The sequence below is a fragment of the Devosia beringensis genome (genome assembly GCF_014926585.1).
GTDB lineage: Bacteria > Pseudomonadota > Alphaproteobacteria > Rhizobiales > Devosiaceae > Devosia > Devosia beringensis.
Genome location: NZ_CP045422.1, coordinates 289,435 through 308,349 on the forward strand (window position 1 = coordinate 289,435; position 18,915 = coordinate 308,349).

The following is an 18,915-nucleotide window of genomic DNA, read 5'->3' on the forward strand; positions in this document are numbered from 1 at the left end:
TGTGCTTCCGATCAGGCGGGAGACAACAGCCGCTATTGCGCGGCTGGAGCGGTCTCGGTGGGGGCGGCCGATGCATCGGTTGCCGGTGTTGCAGGCGGAGTGGCGGCGTCGGCTTCAGGCGCCGCGTCGTCGACGATGGCGTCAATGGCGGTAGCTGCCGCGTCGGCATCGGTCTCGACCGCTGGCGCAACCGCGCCCTGGGCGAGCAACTGTGCCAAATAGTAGCCCATGCGATTGCGCGTGCTCGTCTGGGTCAGCGGGTCATTGATGACCGCATCGAAACTGGCCTGTGCGGCGGTGAAGTCGCCGGCCTTGTACTGGGCCAGGCCAAGCGCTTCGCGTGCAGCATTGCGCAGCGGGCTGGCATCGGTGGCGACACTGCCAACGCGGGCATCGACATCGGCCAGTGTGCCGGCATCAACCATGAGCGTGCCACCCAGCACGAGAGCGAGTTCGCGCAGGCGAGTATTGGACTGGCTATTGGCCAGGGCATCATAGGCGGCGACGGCCTCGGCGACCTTGCCGTCCTTGGCCAGAACGCCTGCCTTGCGGAACTCAGCCAGGACGGGATAGTTGCCGGTACCATCGGCGATCACCAGATCGAGCTGGGTCTGGGCAGCAGCAAGATCACCGCCGTCGACCAGGTCGAAGGCGGCGTAAAGCTGGTCAGACGACTGCGCGGCATTGTTGGAGTTGTACCAGGACCAACCCTCGTTGACGGCAACGATGGCCACGACGCCGACAGCAGCACCGATCACATAGGGCGCAAACCGACGCCAGAGCGCGCGCATGCGATCGCTGCGCAGCTCCTCGTCAACCTCGCGGAAAATATTGTCTTCGGCCATGGTCTGCCTAATTGTCGGGTTCGAATTGGAGCGCACGTTTAGCACTTTGCCGGGGGATTGCAAATGCGCGGCGAAACCGGCTGGGGCCCGGGGAAAAATGCCGGCCGGCGAGCACGCCCTGTATCGTCTGCCGCTACCTCAAGGCCAGTCGCAGCGGCCGACCGGCCAGGGCAAGTCGGAAGGTTGCCAGGGTCAGCCAGGTCCACCCGGCCGCAAAGAGCCAGACCAGGAGAGTTGCGGCCTGTTCAGGGAGCAACCAGGCGGCGACCAGCCCGACAACAGGCACAGCCTGCATCATATGCGTGGCCAGGAAATGCGCCGGTCTCAGGTCGCCCACCGTGATCGACCATCCCGTCAGGGGCATGCGCGCAGCGCCGGGTGCCTCCGTCCCGATGGCGTGGCTCATATTGGCGCCCAGGCGGAAGGCGGTGATCAGCGTCAGGAACGTGCCCCCCACCAGGCCCAGGACAAGCGCGCTGCGCAGACTGCCGGCAAGCGGGATTGACGGATCGAGCCAGACGATCGCCCCGACAAGGCCGGCCGCCAGTACGATAAGCACGGCCCCCAGCCCCATGGCGGCATAGAGCCCGGCATAGAGCGGGGTGCCGACATAGAAGTGGGACGGCAGCTGGCGGGATGCCTGAAAGGCAATATAGGCCAGTTCCAGCGCGCCACAGGCGCTGGCCAGCAAGGCGACGGCGATCAGTACCCCACTGCCCTGCCAGGCGGAACCCAACTGATCGGCGACAAGTGCCAGAGTGAGAAAATGCAGTGCCAGGGACAGGGCAAACTTGGCGGGCTTGACCCATACGTTCTCTCCCTTGATCTGACGGCTATCAAGGCGCTGCGCCAGCATGGTGGTGGCAAAGGCAAGTACAAAGCAGGCGGTGGTGGCCCACCAGATCTGGCTGACGGCGCCGCTCATGGGGTCATCCCCGCCATCACCTGCTGCATGACGTGGGTACGCAAGCGGCGGGGGAGCGGCGCCAGACCCGCCTCGAGCAGTTTAGACAGCCAGCCTGGTCTGACCGTGCCCGTCCGGCCCAGCGCCGCCAAAGCCTGTACTGCCACGACATCGGGCCCCTGGCTCATCGACATGGTCATCCCGGCGCGATCGGCAAAGCCCGATTGGATGGGGCCGGGCGCCACGGCAAGAACGTCAATGCCGAAGGGACGAAGCTCAGGGCGCAAGCCTTCGGCCAGAACCTGCACGAAGGCCTTGGTCGCGGCATAATTGGCCGAACGCGGAACGCCTTGAAAGGCCAAGAGGGAACTCATGAGGATGATGGCGCCCCGTCGACGCGCCCGCATCGACTGGCCGTAGAGATGGGTCAATTCCGACACGGCACCACAGTTGAGGTCGATCATCGTGCGCTCGTTGGCGAGGTCGCTGTCAAGAAATGGCCCCGAGGTTCCATAGCCTGCAGCCGCGACGAGAAGGCCGACCTCCCGGCTTCCGGTTTGTACCATGAGCTGAGACGCACTGCCGTTCTGGCTGAGGTCGACGGGCACACAATGGCACACCGTTTCGTAATGGGCGTTCAGTTCGGCGGCAACGGCCTTCAGCATATCGTCACGGCGGGCCACGAGGACGAGGGAAAAGCCTGCCTGGGCGAGGCGCTCGGCGAATGCGCGGCCGATGCCGCTGGACGCCCCAGTCACCACGGCCCAGCGTCCGTAGCGCTCCACAAGCCTGCCTGCATAACGGGGCGATATTGCGGATTTGGTGTTCATGCGGCTATCCATCATAACTGAAGCAGACCGGATCAGGAAACCTATCGTCGATAGGCTATCAATGATAGGTTGAGGGTCAAAGTCAAGGGAATTGTATTGAGCATGGCGGAAGCCCACCCCAATCGCCGCGAGCATATTCTGGCGGAAGCCGAGCAGCTGTTCGTCAGTCACGGAATCGCGCAGGTGACGACGCGGCAGATCGCCCAGGCAGTAGGCATCAGCCAGCCATCGCTCTATGCGCATTTCGGGTCACGCGATGCGATCGCGGTTGAACTCTGCCGACGTGCCTTTGAAACGCTGACGGCGCGCCTGACAGCGGCCGACAGCCAAGGGGGTACTGCCCTGGAGCGGTTGGTGCGGCAGAGCCGCGAATATGTCGCGTTCGGGCTGGCGCATGAGGCCGCCTATCGCGTTGCCTTCATGATGGACATGCCGGGCGATGGGTCGGCGGACAAGCAGGTGGTGATCGAGGCCGGCGTGGGGGCCTTCGGGATACTCTACGCGCTGTTTGTGGAGACCCATGGGCCAGGGGCGCTGATGGCGGCGCAATCGGCCTGGGCGAGCCTGCACGGGCTGGTGGCGCTGCTGCTGGCGCGGGCGGACTTTCCCTGGGTGGAGCGGGAAAGCCTGATCGAGCATCACATTGCCGGCGTCTGTCGGGCGGCGCTGGCCTGAGGCGGGCTCAGGCGCCGCCGCGGATCATTCCCACTCGATGGTGCCGGGGGGCTTGCTGGTCACGTCATAGACGACGCGGTTGATGCCGCGGACTTCGTTGATGATGCGGGTGGCGGTTTTGCCGAGGAAGTTCATGTCGAACTGGTAGAAATCGGCGGTCATGCCATCGACCGAGGTCACGGCGCGCAGGGCACATACGAATTCATAGGTGCGGCCATCGCCCATGACGCCGACGGTCTGGACCGGCAGCAGCACGGCAAAGGCCTGCCAGATCTTGTCGTACTGGCCGGACTTGCGGATCTCGTCGAGATAGATGGCATCGGCTTGACGGAGGATGTCGAGCTTTTCCGGGGTGATGCCGCCGGGGCAGCGGATGGCCAGACCCGGCCCGGGGAATGGGTGGCGACCGATGAAGCTCTCGGGCAGGCCCAGTTCGCGACCGAGGACGCGCACTTCATCCTTGAACAGTTCGCGCAGCGGCTCGACGAGCTGCATGTTCATGCGCTCGGGCAGGCCGCCGACATTGTGGTGGCTCTTGATGGTGACCGAAGGACCGCCGGTGAAGGAAACCGATTCGATGACGTCGGGATAAAGCGTGCCCTGGGCGAGGAAGTCGGCGCCGCCGAGCTTTTTGGCTTCTTCCTCGAAAGTCTCGATGAAGAGACGACCGATGATCTTGCGCTTGGTCTCGGGATCGGAGACGCCGTCGAGTTCGCGCAGGAAAACCTGGGAGACGTCGACATGGACGAGCGGGATATTGTACTCGTCGCGGAACATGGTGACGACCTGTTCGCTCTCGTTGAGGCGCATCAGACCGTGGTCGACATAGATGCAGGTGAGCTGATCGCCGATGGCTTCGTGGATCAGCACGGCGGCCACCGAGGAATCGACGCCGCCGGACAGACCGCAGATCACCTTTGAGGTGCCGACCTGGGCGCGAATCTTTTCGATCATCTTGGCGCGGTAGGTGGCCATGTTCCATTCGGATTTGAGGCCGACGATGTTGTGCACGAAATTGGCCAGCAGCTTGCCGCCATCAGGCGTGTGCACCACTTCGGGGTGGAACATGGTGGTGTAGCGCTTCTTGGACTCATCGCCGGCAATGGCGAAGGGAGCGTTGGGCGAGGTCGCCATCACGGTGAAGCCCTCGGGCAGTTCGGTGACGCGATCGCCATGGCTCATCCAGACCGGATATTTGCCACCGACTTCCCAGACGCCGTCAAACAGGGCGCTGGGCTGCAGGATTTCCACATCGGCCCGACCGAATTCGCGGTGATGACCGCCTTCCACCTTGCCGCCCAGTTGCAGGCAGAAGGTCTGCTGGCCATAGCAGATTGCCAGGATCGGCAGGCCTGAATCGATGATAGACTGCGGCGCGCGCGGGCTGCCCTCATCGGTGACCGAAGCGGGTCCCCCCGAAAAGATCACGCCCTTGGGCTGCATTGCCGCGAAGGCCTCGTCCGCCTTGTTGAAGGGGTGGATTTCGCAATAGACCCCAGTCTCGCGAATGCGGCGTGCGATCAACTGGGTGACCTGCGACCCGAAGTCGACGATGAGGATCGATTGCTGGTTGTCGGCGGGGTCTGGGGTTTTCATGGCGAGCCCTTAGCCGTGCTGGCGAGATTCCGCAAGATGGTGGCGTGCAGGACTGCTCTGTTGCCACAAGGATAGCAGTGCGCCGGGCAACCAAATGCGATAGGGAACGTTCCGCGCCATGCGCGTCTCCTTTCAGCCAGAGTTCTTCCGTGTCCCCTAACCGATTGTCCGGCGCCGACTTTCTGCGCGCTGCCGCCTGCATGCTGGTGCTGTTGCACCATGTGGCGTTCCGTCTCGACCTCAACAAGGCGCCCGAGGGCATTCGGCCGGTGCTGGACTTCCTGGTCATGGGCAGCTTTGGCGTGGCGGTATTTTTCGTGCTCAGCGGCTTCCTGCTGGCGCGGCCGTTCTGGCTGGCGCTGGACCGGGGCGAGGCCATGCCGGACCTGGGCGTGTTCGCGCTGCGCCGTGCCGCCCGCATCCTGCCCGGCTTCTGGCTGGCGCTGGTGGTGAGCCTGGTGCTGAGCATCACGGTGAGCGGCAGCGACCTGGATGGCGAGCAGGTCATACGGTTTCTGGCCGGATTTTTCCTGGTCAGCGACTGGCACTGGCTGACGCTGTTCCCGGTCGACAATAACGGGCCGCTGTGGTCGATCGGGTTTGAGGTAACGTCCTATATGCTGCTGCCGCTGTGCCTGGCGGGGTTGTTCCTGCTCGGCAAAGGCGGATGGACCGCCCGGCTGGCCTGGCTGGGCGTGATCGGGCTGGTGCTGGTGGCGCATGCGGCGGTCGTACAATGGGCGCCGATCGACGAGGTCGGGCGGGGCTGGAATCACGGGCTGATCGGCGGGGCCAAGGCCTGGATGCCGCGTTTCAATCCGATCGGCTTTTTTGCCATTTTTGCCCTGGGCGCGCTGGCCGCCGGGGTGCAGGTGCAGGTAGGCCATCTGCTGCACTGGGCGTTTGACGTCATCGGCCTGGCGGCAGTGCTGGCGGCCGGCTGGGTGATGGCCAGCCACATTGGCGGGCTCAACGAGGGCTTTGGCTGGCTGGGCCTTCCCTATGGCTTCCCGGCCATGCCGCTGGCCATCGGGGTGGCGCTGGTGGCCCTGCCCTCCTCGGTCATGGCCGGACGGCTGCTGGACAACCGCCTGTCGCGCTATGTCGCCGAGATTTCGTTCGGCATCTATATCTGGCACTTCCTGGTTATTGGGCTTTTGGCGCGGCTGGTGCCGCCGGCCTTTGACTCGAGTGGGGACGATGCCTGGACGGTCTGGCTGTGGTCGACCGGGGCGACCCTGGTCATCAGCTTTGCCGTGGCGACGGCGAGCTTCTACCTGCTCGAACGCCCCGTGGTACAATGGGCCCGCGGCCTTGAGGGCCAGGTCCGCCGCCGAGACCTAGTGCCAAGCCCTGTCAGTTCAGCAGGGCGATAGACAGGTTGAGCAGCGACGCAAAACCGACCCATGCCGCGTAGGGAACAAACAACCAGGCCGATACCGGGTCTACACGCCGTGCCACCAGGATAAAGGCAATGATCAGCCCGAGGATGACCAGGATCACGGCAAAGGCGGGCCAGAGCATCTGCCCGATGAACCAGATGGGCGACCAGATCCAGTTGAAACCCATCTGGGCGAACCAGACCTTCATCGCGGTACTGCTGGGCGCCAGCATCCAGATGCGCCAGCCGGCCACCGCGATCATGACGTAGAGCGTGGTCCAGACCGGTCCGAAGATCCAGTTTGGCGGATTAAAGGGTGGCTTGGTCAACCCCTCGTACCAGGCGCCAGGAATGGATTGGGTGCCGATCAGGCCGCCGACGCCGATGACCACGACGAGGAAGACCGCCAGGGTGACCCAGGTGCGGGGGGCGCGGTAGTCGATGGTTGGTGCAGCGGTCATATCGGGCAGTTCCGTAAACTGGTTCTGGTCTGGTTACGCTGGCGGCAGGGCTACGGTTCACTGCCCCTCGGGCAGGATGCAGTCGGCCAGCACGATGGTCATGGTACCCGATGCCCCCTCATCGGGGGTAAAATCCACGCTGACGCTATCCTCGCCGGCCGACCAGCGGCCCGTAACGGTGGCAAAGAGCGGCGTCGTCTCGGCGCGCTGCGGCAGGCAGCCGCTGCGCCGGTGGCTGCCATCGGGCTGGATGATGTCGGCAATGGTGACGCGCTGGCAGCCCATGGGCGTGCAGCGCTCGGACAGCTCGACGGACCGGTTTCCCGAGGGCGCGGCAAGCACGTGCCTGGTATCGGGGGCCGGCATGGCAAACCAGAGCGCCGCCGCAGCGCTGGCGACCAGGGCCACGCCCGCAATGATGAAGATGCGGATGGTGATGAGCGCGCGCCGTTTTTCGGCCTCGGGCTGCTCCTGCGTCATGCGGCGCGGCGCAGGATGTTGACGTAGAAGCCATCGGTGGCGGTCAGACGCGGGGTCAGGGCGATGCCGCCGCCGGCCGTCAGGGTGCCGGCGGGCGCGGCACTGCCGAAGGCGGTCTGCCAGAGGGCACTCGCATCGGCCGAGCCGAAGCCGGGATGGGCGGCGATGAAGGTGGCAACCTGATCATCATTCTCTTCGGGCAGGATGGAGCAGGTGATGTAGACCAGCGCCCCGCCCGGCTTGAGGAAACGCTGGCCCTCGGCGAGAATGGCGGCCTGTTCGGCGACGCGCTGCGCCAGCAGCTCGGGAGAGAGCTTCCACTTGGTATCGGGGCGGCGCCGCCAGGTCCCGGTGCCGGTACAGGGGGCGTCGATGATGACGCGATCCATCTTGCCGACGAGGTCGTCGAGCGCGCCGGGCAGCGGGGCGCGGACCTGGACATTGCGGGCGCCATTGCGCTTGAGCCGGTCATAGATCGGCGCCAGGCGGTTGCGGTCGCTGTCATAGGCAAAGATCTGGCCCTTGTTGCCCATGGCCGCGGCCAAAGCCAGGGTCTTGCCGCCCGCGCCGGCGCACAGATCGAGCACCTGGTCGCCCGGCGCGGCGCCAGCGAGCGCAGCGACGATCTGGCTGCCCTGGTCCTGCACCTCGAACCAGCCCTTGAGGTAGCCCTCATCGGTGGTGACATTGGGGGTGCGGGCATCGCCCGGGCCGGCCGGCATGGTGACGCCAAGCGCGGCAATGGCGGTGGGCACGGGGTGAAACCGGTCAAGCGACTTGAGCACGCGGTCGCGCTGGGCCTTGAGGGCATTGGTACGCAGATCGAGCGAGGGGCGGCCGGCCATGGCCCCGCCCTCGGCGATCCAGTTTTCGCCAAAGGCGCGTTCGAGCGAGGCGGCGAGCCATTCGGGCACGTCGGCGCGGATATAGGCCGGAGTGTCCTCGGGCAAGGGGCCGGTGACGCGGGCGATTTCTTCGACGCTCAAGGGCGCGGGCGCGTGATCGTCGGTGGCGAAGCTCTCATTGAGGGCGGCGGGGTCCATGGCCCAATCGCGGATAGCGACGGCCAGCACCAGCGCGCGCGGGCTGTCATCGGCCATCAGGGCGGCATGCGAAGCGCGGCGGCGCAGGGCGTCATAGACCAGGTTGCCGATGGCGGCGCGATCACCGGCCCCGGCAAAGCGGTTGGCGATGCCCCAGGCCTTGAGCGCTTCGGAGACCGGGCGCTTGCGCGTCTCGACATCGGTCAACACGGCAATAGCGGCAGAGAGGCGGCCTGGAAGGCGCATGGGGCAAGCTCAGGTAAGGAAGACGCGAAAGAGGACCATTAGCCAGAGGATGACCAGAACCGCAAGGCCGGCGCTGTAGACAGTGAAGCGCCGCAGGACGTGATTGGTGGTGACATGGATGATGGCGTGGACGTAGCGCAGGGCCACGAAGAGCCAGGCAGCGACGACTTCGAGCCAGGTGACTCCGCCCAGCAGAAGGGCCAGCAGGGCCGCGACGTAGAACAGCACCGGCAGCTGGAACTGGTTGTCGAAGCTGTTGGAGAGCAGCCGCGCCCGGAGGGGATAGGCGGTGCGCTCGACGGCAATGTCGGCCATGGGAATTTCGCCCGACATGACGCGCGGCACGCGCTCGCGGCCCATCAGCACAAGGATGGCCACGGTCAGCAAGGCCTGGGCGGCGATGGACAGGATCAGGAGCTTGGCGACGAGGGGCATGAGTGCAGCTCCGCTAAAGTGTCCTATACGCGCGGCAAGGGCTTCTGGATGCATGGCATTTCTGGCAGGGGAAGGATCCGCGCGGCGATAACCGGGCGGTTGGAGGCAGGTGGACGGACCCCGAGGCGGCGATCGCCTCTGGTAAATTTAAAAAATGAGACGACGCTCGCCTCGGGGTGCCGGTTTTTGGGACTGTCCGGTCCTAGGGGTCGCTCGCCCTGTCGCAACCGAACTTGGAACCTGTGGAAGAGGCAAAACCTCCACCCGGCTCACCGCGCCACTGTTCGCCTGCAGGCCGCCCATGCGGGGTGATGGGCCTGATTATGGCACGGGGTCGGGACGCGAGGATAAACGGCACAATGTGACCGACTTTCGGCAAGTGTAGAGCCCTCGGGTCAAGCCCGAGGGTGACGGTCTACAGGTGAGAAGTCCCCCTGCCCCGGCCTAGCGGCCGGAGCGGTAGTTGGGGGATTCGCGGGTGATGGTCACGTCGTGGACGTGGCTTTCGCTGAGGGCAGCGCCGGAAATCTTGACGAAGACCGCATTGTCGCGGAAGTCCTTGAGATTGTGGGCGCCGGTATAACCCATGGAGGCGCGCAGGCCACCGGCGAGCTGGTGCAACACGGCGCCGGCAGCGCCCTTATAGGGCACCTGGCCTTCAATGCCTTCGGGGACCAGCTTCATCTGATCGCGCACATCCTGCTGGAAGTAGCGATCAGCCGAGCCCGAGCCCATGGCGCCGACCGAACCCATGCCGCGATAGGATTTGTACGAGCGCCCCTGGTGCAGATAGACCTCGCCGGGGCTTTCATCGGTGCCGGCGAGCAGCGAGCCGACCATGACGCAGGACGCGCCGCCGGCCAGGGCCTTGGCCATGTCGCCGGAGAACTTGATGCCGCCATCGGCGATGACCGGAATGCCGTGCCGGTCGCCCTCTTCGGCGCAGGCCATGACGGCCGCCAGCTGGGGAACGCCGACGCCCGCGACGATGCGGGTGGTGCAGATCGAGCCGGGGCCAATGCCCACCTTGATGGAATCGGCGCCGGCATCGATCAGCGCCTTGACCGCCTCGGCGGTGGCGACATTGCCGGCGACGATGCGCACGCCATTGCTCTCGCGCTTGACGCGCTCGACGGCTTCGGCAACGCGGACGGAATGGCCATGGGCGGTATCGATGACCAGCAGGTCAACGCCGGCATCGATCAGCTGCAGCGAGCGCTCGAAGCCGGCATCGCCGACGGTGGAGGCAGCGGCAACGCGCAGGCGGCCGTGCTCATCCTTTACGGCGTTTGGATTGAGCTGGGCCTTTTCGATGTCCTTGACGGTGATCAAGCCGGTGCAGCGGTAATCGGCATCCACAACCAGCAGCTTTTCGATGCGGTGGGTATGCAGCAGAACCTTGGCCTCTTCCTTGGAGATGCCGTCGCGCACGGTGACGAGCTTTTCAAAGGTCATCAGTTCGCGGATCGGCTGGGCCGGATGGGAGGCAAAGCGCACGTCGCGATTGGTCAGGATGCCGACCAGCTTGCCGGTGGCGCGGCCGCCCTTGCCGCCATTCTCGACGACCGGAATGCCAGAAATACGATTGGACTGCATCAGCGACAGCGCATCGGCCAGGGTGGCGTCCGGGCCGATCGTGATGGGATTGATGACCATGCCGCTTTCAAACGACTTGACCATGCGGACCTGCTCGGCCTGCTGCTCGGCGGTGAGGTTCTTGTGAATGACGCCCATGCCGCCGGCCTGGGCCATGGCGATGGCCATGGCGCTTTCGGTGACCGTGTCCATGGCCGAGGAGAGGATCGGCAGGTTGAGCGCGATATCCTTGGTCACAAAAGTGGAAATGTCGGTTTCGGTCGGCAGGATGTCGGACCGGGCGGGCTGCAGCAGCACGTCGTCAAACGTCAAAGCCGCGTCGCCAGTGATCGTTGTAATAATCTTCGCCAAGGCCAGACCTTTCCGGACTTCTGAATGGATCAGAACATGAAGGATGTTGAACCGGGCGGAAGTGGTTTCGTCGGGTTCAGGTTGGCGAGGGTCAATAGCACCGGCCGCGGGGCTTGCATAGGGGGGGCGCCCGCATGACGGTTTTGACATGAAGGCAGCGCCGGCGGATGAGCCAAGCGCATGGCCGCAAAGAGAATAATTCTACCATACAAGATGGCATTGAGGCTTCTCAGGAGCGGGTCGCGCGTTCATAGTGCGGGGGTCGCATTCGCGATGTTTCCGATTCCTCCCCCGGTTCAATTGTCGTGATCCGCGCCACACCCCTCATCCTGGCGGTCGCCCTGTTCATGGAACAGATGGATTCGACCGTGATCGCGACCTCCCTGCCCGCCATTGCCAGCGATATCGGCAGCGAGCCGATTGCGCTCAAGCTGGCGCTGACGGCCTATTTCGTGGCGCTGGCCATCTTCATTCCGATCAGCGGCTGGATGGCCGACCGCTTCGGGGCCAAGAACGTGTTCCGGGCGGCCATTATCGTGTTCATGCTGGGCTCGCTGGCCTGCTCATTCTCGTTCTCGCTGGAAAGCTTTGTCGGATCGCGCTTCCTGCAGGGCATTGGCAGCTCGATGATGACGCCGGTGGGAAGGCTGCTGCTGGTGCGTTCGACGCCGCGCAATGAACTGGTATCGGCCATGGCCTGGCTGACCATTCCGGCGCTGCTGGGGCCGCTGACCGGGCCGCTGATCGGCGGGTTTCTCACTACCTATCTCAGCTGGCACTGGATCTTCTGGATCAATATCCCGATCGGCATTGCCGGCATTATCCTCGTCAGCATCTATCTGCAGGTGCCCGAGGAGCATGCGCCGCGCAAGCTCGACTTCAAGGGCTTCCTGATCGCGGCCGTGGCGTTTTCCGGCACCGTGTTCGGACTTTCGGTGGTCAGCCTGCCGGCGCTACCGATCGCCTATGGCTATGCCACGCTGGCGATCGGGGTGGGTGCCGGGGTGCTGTATTTCTGGCATGCGCGGCGCACCGAGCATCCGCTGCTTGATCCCGCCCTGTTCCGGCACCGGCTGTTCCGCTCGGCGATCATCGGCGGCTCGTTCTTCCGGGTCGGGGTCGGCGCCGTGCCGTTCCTGCTGCCGCTGATGCTGCAGCTGGGCTTCGGGCTGACGCCGTTCCAGTCGGGCGCCATCACCTTCGTCTCGGCCGTCGGCGCCATCATGAGCAAGTTCCTGGCGGAGCGGGTCTATGCAAGGTTCGGCTTTCCGCGCACCCTGGGCTTTGCGGCGTTTTTCGGCGGCGGACTGATTGCCGCGCAGGGGCTGTTCGAGGCCGATACGCCGGTGCCGCTGATGATGGCGATCCTGCTGGCGGGCGGGGTGCTGCGCTCGGTATTCTTTACCGGCGCCAATGCGCTGGGCTATGCCGATGTGAGCGATGCCGAGGCCAGTCAGGCCACCGCCATCGTCGCAGTGGCGCAGCAGCTGAGCGTGGCCTTCGGCGTGGCGGTCGCGGGCGCCATTCTCGAGATCAGCACGCAGATGCGCGGCTCTGCGCTGGAACTGGTCGACTTCCAGATCGCGTTTTTCGTGGTCGGGGCGCTGAGCGCGCTGGCCAGCGTCATCTACTGGCGACTGCCGGTGGATGCCGGCAGCGACGTTTCCGGCCACAGCGCCCTCAAGCGGCGTGACCGGACGCCAGATCCGGCAAATTGACCTTGTCCCGTATTACCCCCCTCATCCTGGCGACGGCTTTGTTCATGGAAAACATGGACTCCACGGTCATTGCCACCTCGCTGGCGGCGATTGCCGACGATATCGGCAGCGACCCGATCTCGCTCAAGCTGGCGCTGACCGCCTATCTGGTGGCGCTGGCCATCTTCATCCCGATCTCGAGCTGGATGGCGGACCGGTTCGGCGCGCGCAACGTGTTCCGTGTCGCCATGGCGGTCTTTGTGCTCGGCTCGATCGCCTGTGCCTTTGCCGACTCGCTGACGACCTTTGTCGGGGCGCGGTTCCTGCAGGGCATGGGCGGTGCACTGATGACGCCGGTGGCGCGACTGGTGCTGGTGCGCTCGACGCCGCGGCATGACCTGGTCAATGCCATGGCCTGGCTGACCATTCCCGGGCTGATCGGGCCGATTGTCGGGCCGCCCTTTGGCGGGTTCCTGACCACCTATTTTTCCTGGCACTGGATCTTTCTGATCAATGTGCCGATCGGCATTCTGGGTATTGCGCTGGTCAGCAAGTTCCTGCCCGACACGGTGCGGGTGGCGCCGCGGGCCATTGATTTCAAGGGCTTTAGCCTGGCGGCACCGGCCTTTGCGCTGTTCGCTTTCGGCACCTCGGTGATCAGCCTGCCGGCGCTGCCGCCCATGGTGGGGGTCGGCGCCACGATCATCGGGCTGGCGCTGGCTTTTCTCTATACGCGGCATGCGCTGGCCACCGACAATCCGCTGTTTGACCTGCGGCTGCTGCGGTTTCCCTTCTTCCGCAGTGCGGTGGTGGCGGGGACCTTCTTCCGGCTCGGCCAGGGGGCTATTCCCTTCCTGTTCCCGCTGATGCTGCAGCTGAGCTTTGGCTATACGCCGTTCGAATCCGGCATGATCACCTTTGCCGGCGCCATCGGGGCGATCGTCGCCAAGTTCGTCGCCAATGGGATGTTCATGCGCATGGGCTTCCGGCTGGCGCTGGCGCTGTCGACGGCGATCTCGGCACTGGGCCTCTTAGCGATGGGGCTCTACACCCCCGAGACGGCGGTGCTGCTGATCGTGGCCATGCTGGTCTTTGTCGGCTTCTGGCAATCGATCTTCTGGACGGGCAGCAATGCCTTCGTCTTTGCCGATATCGAGGACAAGGATGCCGGCCAGGCCAATGTGATCAGCCAGGTCTCGACGCAGCTGTCGATTGCGCTGGGCGTGGCTTTGGGTGGTGGCATGCTGGAGGCCAGCCAGGCGCTGCGCGGCGGCGAACTACTGCTGGCGGACTTCCACTTCGCCTTCATGGTGCTGGCCGCGGTGTGCCTGATCTCGACGGTGATGTTCCTGCGGCTGCCCAGGAATGCCGGCCACCAGCTGACCAGTGGCCCGCATGGCGGCGGGGAGCACTAAGGCGCCCCAGCCGACTGTCTAGAGCATTTCACCGTTTCTCTGAAACGGCTCAATAGCTCCAGCACTTTGGTTTGTCGCGTTTTCGAACCGGAAAAGTGAAGCCACTTTTACTGAAAACGCTCTAGCGGTCGTATTCACCCGCGCCGGGGACGGTGTCATTGCTGCCCTTGAAGCCCTTGGCGATGAGATAGGCCTCGGCGGAATCCGAACGGCTCGCGGGGGGCTTGGCGTGGTGGGTGGTCTTGAAGTGGCGCTTGAGCATGTGCAGCAGTTCATGCTCGGTGCCGCCCTGGAACACCTTGGCGATGAAGACGCCATTGGGCGCCAGCACGTCGAGGGCGAAGGCGGCGGCAATCTCGATGAGCTGGACGATGCGCAGATGGTCGGTGGGGCGATGGCCGGTGGTCGGCCAGGCCATGTCTGACATCACTAGGTCGGCCTTCTTGCCGCCCATGGCCTCGATCAGCATGGCCGGGGCGTCGTCATCGGTGAAATCCTTCATCAGCAGCTTCACGCCGGGGATGGGATCCATTTCGAGATAGTCGATGCCGACGATCAGCGGATTGGCATCGGTGGAGCCGATGGCGCGGGCGGCCACCTGCGACCAGCCGCCGGGCGCGGCGCCCAGATCGACGATGCGCATGCCGGGGCGGAAGAGGTGGTGGCGCTCGTCCATCTCCTTGATCTTGAAGGCCGCACGCGAGCGGTAGCCGGCGGCGCGGGCCTTGGCGACATAGGGGTCATTGAGCTGGCGCTCGAGCCATTTGGTCGACCCGGTCTTGCGGCCCTTGGCCGTCTTGAGCCGGATCTTGAGGTCCTTTTCGGACTTGCGTCCGCCGGTACCGAGGGCTTTATCCACCATTGGGAGTTCTCCGAGGATAGCGCGAGGCACGCGACCGGGCCCGGTCGGCATCCATCAGCGAAATGAGTATGCCTTCGCGCAAGCCGCGATCGGCGACGCGCACGCGGTCGGTGGGCCATTCGCGGCGAATGGCCTCGAAAATGGCGCAGCCGGGCAAGACGAGATCGGCACGGTCGCGGCCGATGCAGGGATGGGCGACGCGGCGCTCGAAGGGCATGGCCAACAATACCTTCATGGTCTCGTCGACCTGAGCACGCTGCATCCACAAGCCATCGACCTTCTGGCGCTCATAGCGCTCGAGGCCGAGATGGAGGCCCGCCAGGGTGGTCACCGTGCCCGAGGTGCCGATCAGGTGCACATCGTGGCTGGCAATCATCTGGCGCAGCTTTTCGCGGCCGCGGAACTGGCGCAGGTGCTCGCTGACATGGGCCACCATGGCCTCGAAGATCGCCGGGGTGACATCGACGCCGCCGAACTTTTCGGCAATGGAGACAACGCCGACCGGCAGCGACTGCCAGGAGCGGATGGATGCGGCCATGCGGCCCTGCGACTTGGGACGGCCGCCGCGGAAATCGAGCCAGGCCAGTTCGGACGAGCCACCGCCAATGTCGAACATCAGGGCGCCGGACGTTTCCATGTCGATCAGGTCGGCGCAGCCAGTGACGGCCAGTTCGGCCTCGGTCCGACGATCGACGATTTCGAGATCGAGCCCGATCTCCTCCTTGACGCGGGCCAGGAAGGCGGGGCCGTTTTCGGCAATGCGGCAGGCTTCGGTGGCGATCAGGCGCATGCGGGCGGGTTGGTGCTCGCGCAGCTTGTTGCGGCACTGGCGCAGCGCCTCCATGGTGCGTTCCATGGCGGCATCGCCGAGGCGCCCGGTGACCGAGACACCCTCGCCCAGCCGGACGATGCGGGTGAAGCCATCGAGCACGCGGAAGCCGTGGTCGTGCGGGCGGGCAATCAGCAGGCGACAGTTATTGGTGCCCAGATCGAGCGCCGCATAAAGCGGACCGCGATGCTTGCGAGTCGGATTGGGGGCGGGCGCTGTCCGCGTGTCCGTCTGGTCAGGAGGCCGACTGGTCCCTGCCCTCCCCGCCTGGTCAGGACCAGTGGGGGTACGGAGTGCCGGCTCGTCCGAGGACGGAGGTACGGCGGCGGACCGATCGGAATCGGTCACATTGATCTCCTGATGTGCGCGGTCGCCGTCCCGGAACTGGCCGGTAGCGCCCGATCGCACTTAATTGCGTGTCGGGATCGACGGTAGAGCAAGGGGCCGACAAGCGCAATGCAATGCATTGCCGATGGCATGCGGCGGCGGCAGGGCTCTGATGCAGAAGACGGCAAATGTGCCGGCTGCAAAGACAATAGGCAGATTGCCGCAGGAATGGGCGATACGGCGCTGAAGGCATGGCCATGTTGATTCAGCACTGTCCGGTAAGCCGCTGCCCTTGCAGCGCTTTTCCAGATGAGCGGGCTTGGCACGGTTTGTGCAATCCGGTGTGCAGGGCTTGCAGTGAGCCCACAGACATTGGCGTCCAGCGTTGGGCGCCCCCGCATGGCAAAGCTGCCAATCGTTTCGCGACCGGTTTCCCGGCGCGCCTCGATTGGCAGCTTTTTTGTTTTGTGCCGCGCCGAACAGGAGAGCACCTATGAGCGAGAGACTGGTCATCATCGGCAATGGCATGGCGCCGGGACGGATGCTGGAGCATCTGTTCGAGGCGGCGCCGGGGCGATTTGCCGTCACCATCTTCAATGCCGAGCCCCGGGTGAACTATAACCGGCTGATGCTGTCGCCGGTGCTCTCGGGCGAAAAGACCTATGAAGAGATCATCACCCATGGTGATGAGTGGTACGCGGAAAACGGCGTGGTGCTGCACAAGAGCGCGCCGGTCACGCTGATCGACCGGGTGGCTATGCGGGTGGTCTCGGCCAATGGCATCGTCGCCGACTACGATCACCTGGTGATCGCCACCGGATCGAGCCCGTTCATTCCGCCGGTGCCGGGGCATCAGCTGCCGGGCGTGGTGACCTATCGCGATCTCGACGATGTCGACAAGATGCTGGCTGCCGGCAAGGGCTGCAAGGTGGTGGTGATCGGCGGCGGGTTGCTGGGGCTGGAAGCGGCGGCAGGCCTCAAGATGCAGGGCATGGACGTGACCGTGCTGCATCTGGGGCCGACGCTGATGGAGCGCCAGCTCGATCCGGCGGCCGGGTACCTGCTGGAAAAGGCCTTCACCGATCGTGGCATCACGGTGATCACGAGAGCCAATACCAAGCAGGTGCTGGGCACAGAGCGCGTCGAGGGGGTGGAACTGGCCGACGGCACGGTGATCGACTGCGCCATGGTGGTGATGGCGGTGGGTATTCGCCCGGCCACGGCGCTGGCCAAGAATGCGGGCCTGGCGGTCAATCGCGGCATCGTGGTGGACGACCAGATGCGGACCGAAGACCCGCATGTGTTTGCGCTGGGCGAATGCGCCGAGCATCGCGGCACCTGTTATGGCCTCGTCGCGCCGCTCTACGAGATGGGCAAGGTGCTGGCCGATACACTGATCGGGGAGAAGGCGGACTACCAGGGTTCGGTGACCTCGACCAAGCTCAAGGTGACCGGGATCGACCTGTTCTCGGCAGGCGATTTCGGCGAGGGCGAGGACCGCGAGGAGATCGTGCTGCGCGACGCCAGCGCCGGGATCTACAAAAGGCTGGTGCTCAAGCATGACCGGATCATCGGCGCCGTGCTCTATGGCGAGACGTCGGACGGACCCTGGTTTTTCGACCTGATGAAACGCGGGGTGGATACGCGCGACATGCGCGACTCCCTGGTGTTCGGCCAGGCGTATCAGGGGGGCGCCCCCCTGGACCCTATGGCGGCCGTTGCAGCCTTGCCGGATGAGGCAGAGATCTGTGGCTGTAACGGCGTGTGCAAGGGCAAGATCACCCAGACGATTACCGGCAAGGGCCTGACCGGGCTCGACGGCGTGCGCGCCTTCACCAAGGCCTCGGCCTCGTGCGGCTCGTGCACGCATCTGGTGGAGCAGTTGCTGCATCTGACGCTGGGCGCGGGCTACAATCCGGCGGCCGTGCAGCCGATGTGCGGCTGCACCGACTATGGCCATGACGATGTGCGGCGGCTGATCATCGCCAAGGGGCTCAAATCGATCCCCGCGGTGATGCAGGAGCTGGAATGGAAGACCAGCTGCGGCTGCGCCAAGTGCCGACCGGCGCTGAACTACTATCTCGTCTCCGACTGGCCCGGCGAATACGAGGACGACGGCCAGTCCCGCTTCATCAATGAGCGGGTGCATGCCAATATCCAGAAAGACGGCACCTATTCGGTGGTGCCGCGCATGTGGGGCGGCATGACCAGCCCCAAAGAGCTGCGCGCCATTGCCGATGTGGCCGACAAGTTCGCCATTCCGGCGGTCAAGGTGACCGGCGGGCAGCGCATCGACCTGCTGGGAGTCAAGAAGGAGGACCTGCCGGGGGTCTGGGCCGACCTCAATGCCGCCGGCATGGTTTCGGGCGCCGCCTATGCCAAGGGGCTGCGGACGGTCAAGACCTGCGTCGGCTCGGACTGGTGCCGCTTCGGGACGCAGGATTCGACTGGGCTGGGCATCCGCATCGAGAAGTTCATGTGGGGCGCCTGGACGCCGGCCAAGCTCAAGCTGGCGGTGTCGGGCTGCCCGCGCAACTGCGCCGAGGCCACCTGCAAGGATATCGGGGTGATCTGCGTCGATAGTGGCTACGACATCCACTTTGCCGGCGCTGCCGGGCTCGACATCAAGGGCACCGAGCTCTTGTGCCATTCCGATAGCGAGGACGAGGCGCTCGAGATCATCGTGGCGCTGACCCAGCTCTATCGCGAACAGGGGCGGTATCTGGAACGGATCTACAAATGGGCCAAACGGGTGGGCACGCCGTCGATCCTGGCCAATGTCGTCGATGACCGCGACAAGCGGCGCGCCTATTACGAGCGCTTTGTCTATTCGCAGACCTTTGCCCAGATCGACCCCTGGGAGGAGCGCGTCAATGGCAAGGATGCGCATGAATTTGCGGCCCTGGCCGAGTTCGGCATGCCGGTGGCGGCAGAGTGATGGA

Annotated in this window: 16 protein-coding genes; 5 read left to right on the forward strand and 11 right to left on the reverse strand. The window is 64.9% G+C overall.

Going from position 1 to position 18,915, the window contains the following annotated elements:
- Positions 1–32 precede the first annotated feature (32 nt).
- The 3 genes from GDR53_RS01530 to GDR53_RS01540 all read right to left on the reverse strand — a co-directional run bounded on the left by GDR53_RS01530 (position 33) and on the right by GDR53_RS01540 (position 2,579).
- A complete protein-coding gene (locus GDR53_RS01530; protein ID WP_193336369.1) occupies positions 33–845 on the reverse strand; it encodes a tetratricopeptide repeat protein in 813 nt (270 codons plus the stop codon).
- A gap of 133 nt (positions 846–978) precedes the next feature.
- Complete coding sequence (locus tag GDR53_RS01535) at positions 979–1,770, reverse strand: hypothetical protein (protein ID WP_193336370.1); 792 nt, start codon at positions 1,768–1,770, stop codon at positions 979–981.
- Positions 1,767–2,579 (reverse strand): SDR family NAD(P)-dependent oxidoreductase, encoded by an 813-nt coding sequence (locus tag GDR53_RS01540; RefSeq protein ID WP_193336371.1) that lies wholly within the window; start codon positions 2,577–2,579, stop codon positions 1,767–1,769. Before GDR53_RS01540 ends, GDR53_RS01535 begins: the two co-directional genes overlap by 4 nt.
- Before the next feature lie 102 nt (positions 2,580–2,681).
- Here GDR53_RS01540 and GDR53_RS01545 point away from each other — a divergent pair, with 102 nt between their 5' ends.
- Positions 2,682–3,254 carry a TetR/AcrR family transcriptional regulator gene (locus GDR53_RS01545; RefSeq protein WP_193336372.1) on the forward strand — a complete coding sequence of 191 codons (573 nt, stop codon included), beginning with the start codon at positions 2,682–2,684 and terminating at the stop codon, positions 3,252–3,254.
- Between the two features lie 24 nt (positions 3,255–3,278).
- On the opposite strand, the gene guaA is transcribed toward GDR53_RS01545, so the two are convergent.
- The gene (gene guaA, locus GDR53_RS01550) at positions 3,279–4,850 is read right to left on the reverse strand and encodes a glutamine-hydrolyzing GMP synthase (RefSeq protein ID WP_193336373.1); all 1,572 of its coding nucleotides are present in this window, start codon (positions 4,848–4,850) and stop codon (positions 3,279–3,281) included.
- A 200-nt stretch (positions 4,851–5,050) separates the two neighbouring features.
- On the opposite strand from guaA, the gene GDR53_RS01555 reads away from it, so the two are divergent.
- Positions 5,051–6,226, forward strand: a complete 1,176-nt coding sequence (locus tag GDR53_RS01555; RefSeq protein WP_193337912.1) for an acyltransferase family protein — start codon at positions 5,051–5,053, stop codon at positions 6,224–6,226.
- Here the strand turns inward: GDR53_RS01555 and GDR53_RS01560 are convergent.
- From GDR53_RS01560 to guaB, 5 genes are all read right to left on the reverse strand, one after another.
- Positions 6,207–6,692: a TspO/MBR family protein gene (locus tag GDR53_RS01560; RefSeq protein WP_193336374.1), complete on the reverse strand. Its 486-nt coding sequence runs from the start codon at positions 6,690–6,692 to the stop codon at positions 6,207–6,209. The two genes, GDR53_RS01555 and GDR53_RS01560, sit on opposite strands and share 20 nt — an antisense overlap.
- 57 nt (positions 6,693–6,749) lie before the next feature.
- A complete protein-coding gene (locus tag GDR53_RS01565) occupies positions 6,750–7,172 on the reverse strand; it encodes a hypothetical protein (RefSeq protein ID WP_193336375.1) in 423 nt (140 codons plus the stop codon).
- Positions 7,169–8,461, reverse strand: a complete 1,293-nt coding sequence (locus tag GDR53_RS01570) for an RsmB/NOP family class I SAM-dependent RNA methyltransferase (RefSeq protein WP_193336376.1) — start codon at positions 8,459–8,461, stop codon at positions 7,169–7,171. The genes GDR53_RS01565 and GDR53_RS01570 overlap by 4 nt, the downstream gene beginning before the upstream one ends.
- A gap of 9 nt (positions 8,462–8,470) precedes the next feature.
- Positions 8,471–8,896, reverse strand: a complete 426-nt coding sequence (locus GDR53_RS01575) for an MAPEG family protein (RefSeq protein ID WP_193336377.1) — start codon at positions 8,894–8,896, stop codon at positions 8,471–8,473.
- Between the two features lie 444 nt (positions 8,897–9,340).
- Positions 9,341–10,843, reverse strand: coding sequence for an IMP dehydrogenase (gene guaB, locus GDR53_RS01580; protein ID WP_193336378.1), 1,503 nt, complete (start codon positions 10,841–10,843; stop codon positions 9,341–9,343).
- Positions 10,844–11,190: 347 nt separating this feature from the next.
- On the opposite strand from guaB, the gene GDR53_RS01585 reads away from it, so the two are divergent.
- Both GDR53_RS01585 and GDR53_RS01590 read left to right on the forward strand, forming a co-directional pair.
- Complete coding sequence (locus GDR53_RS01585; protein ID WP_232846777.1) at positions 11,191–12,561, forward strand: MFS transporter; 1,371 nt, start codon at positions 11,191–11,193, stop codon at positions 12,559–12,561.
- A 2-nt stretch (positions 12,562–12,563) separates the two neighbouring features.
- A complete protein-coding gene (locus GDR53_RS01590) occupies positions 12,564–13,955 on the forward strand; it encodes an MFS transporter (RefSeq protein ID WP_232846695.1) in 1,392 nt (463 codons plus the stop codon).
- A gap of 121 nt (positions 13,956–14,076) precedes the next feature.
- Here the strand turns inward: GDR53_RS01590 and GDR53_RS01595 are convergent, their stop codons facing one another.
- Together GDR53_RS01595 and GDR53_RS01600 are read right to left on the reverse strand one after the other, a co-directional pair.
- Complete coding sequence (locus tag GDR53_RS01595) at positions 14,077–14,817, reverse strand: RlmE family RNA methyltransferase (protein WP_193336380.1); 741 nt, start codon at positions 14,815–14,817, stop codon at positions 14,077–14,079.
- On the reverse strand, positions 14,807–15,994 hold the full coding sequence (locus tag GDR53_RS01600; RefSeq protein WP_232846696.1) for a Ppx/GppA phosphatase family protein: 1,188 nt from the start codon (positions 15,992–15,994) through the stop codon (positions 14,807–14,809). The genes GDR53_RS01595 and GDR53_RS01600 overlap by 11 nt, the downstream gene beginning before the upstream one ends.
- Before the next feature lie 472 nt (positions 15,995–16,466).
- Between GDR53_RS01600 and nirB the strand changes: the two genes are divergently transcribed.
- On the forward strand, positions 16,467–18,911 hold the full coding sequence (gene nirB, locus GDR53_RS01605; protein ID WP_193336382.1) for a nitrite reductase large subunit NirB: 2,445 nt from the start codon (positions 16,467–16,469) through the stop codon (positions 18,909–18,911).
- The last annotated feature ends 4 nt before the right edge of the window (positions 18,912–18,915 follow it).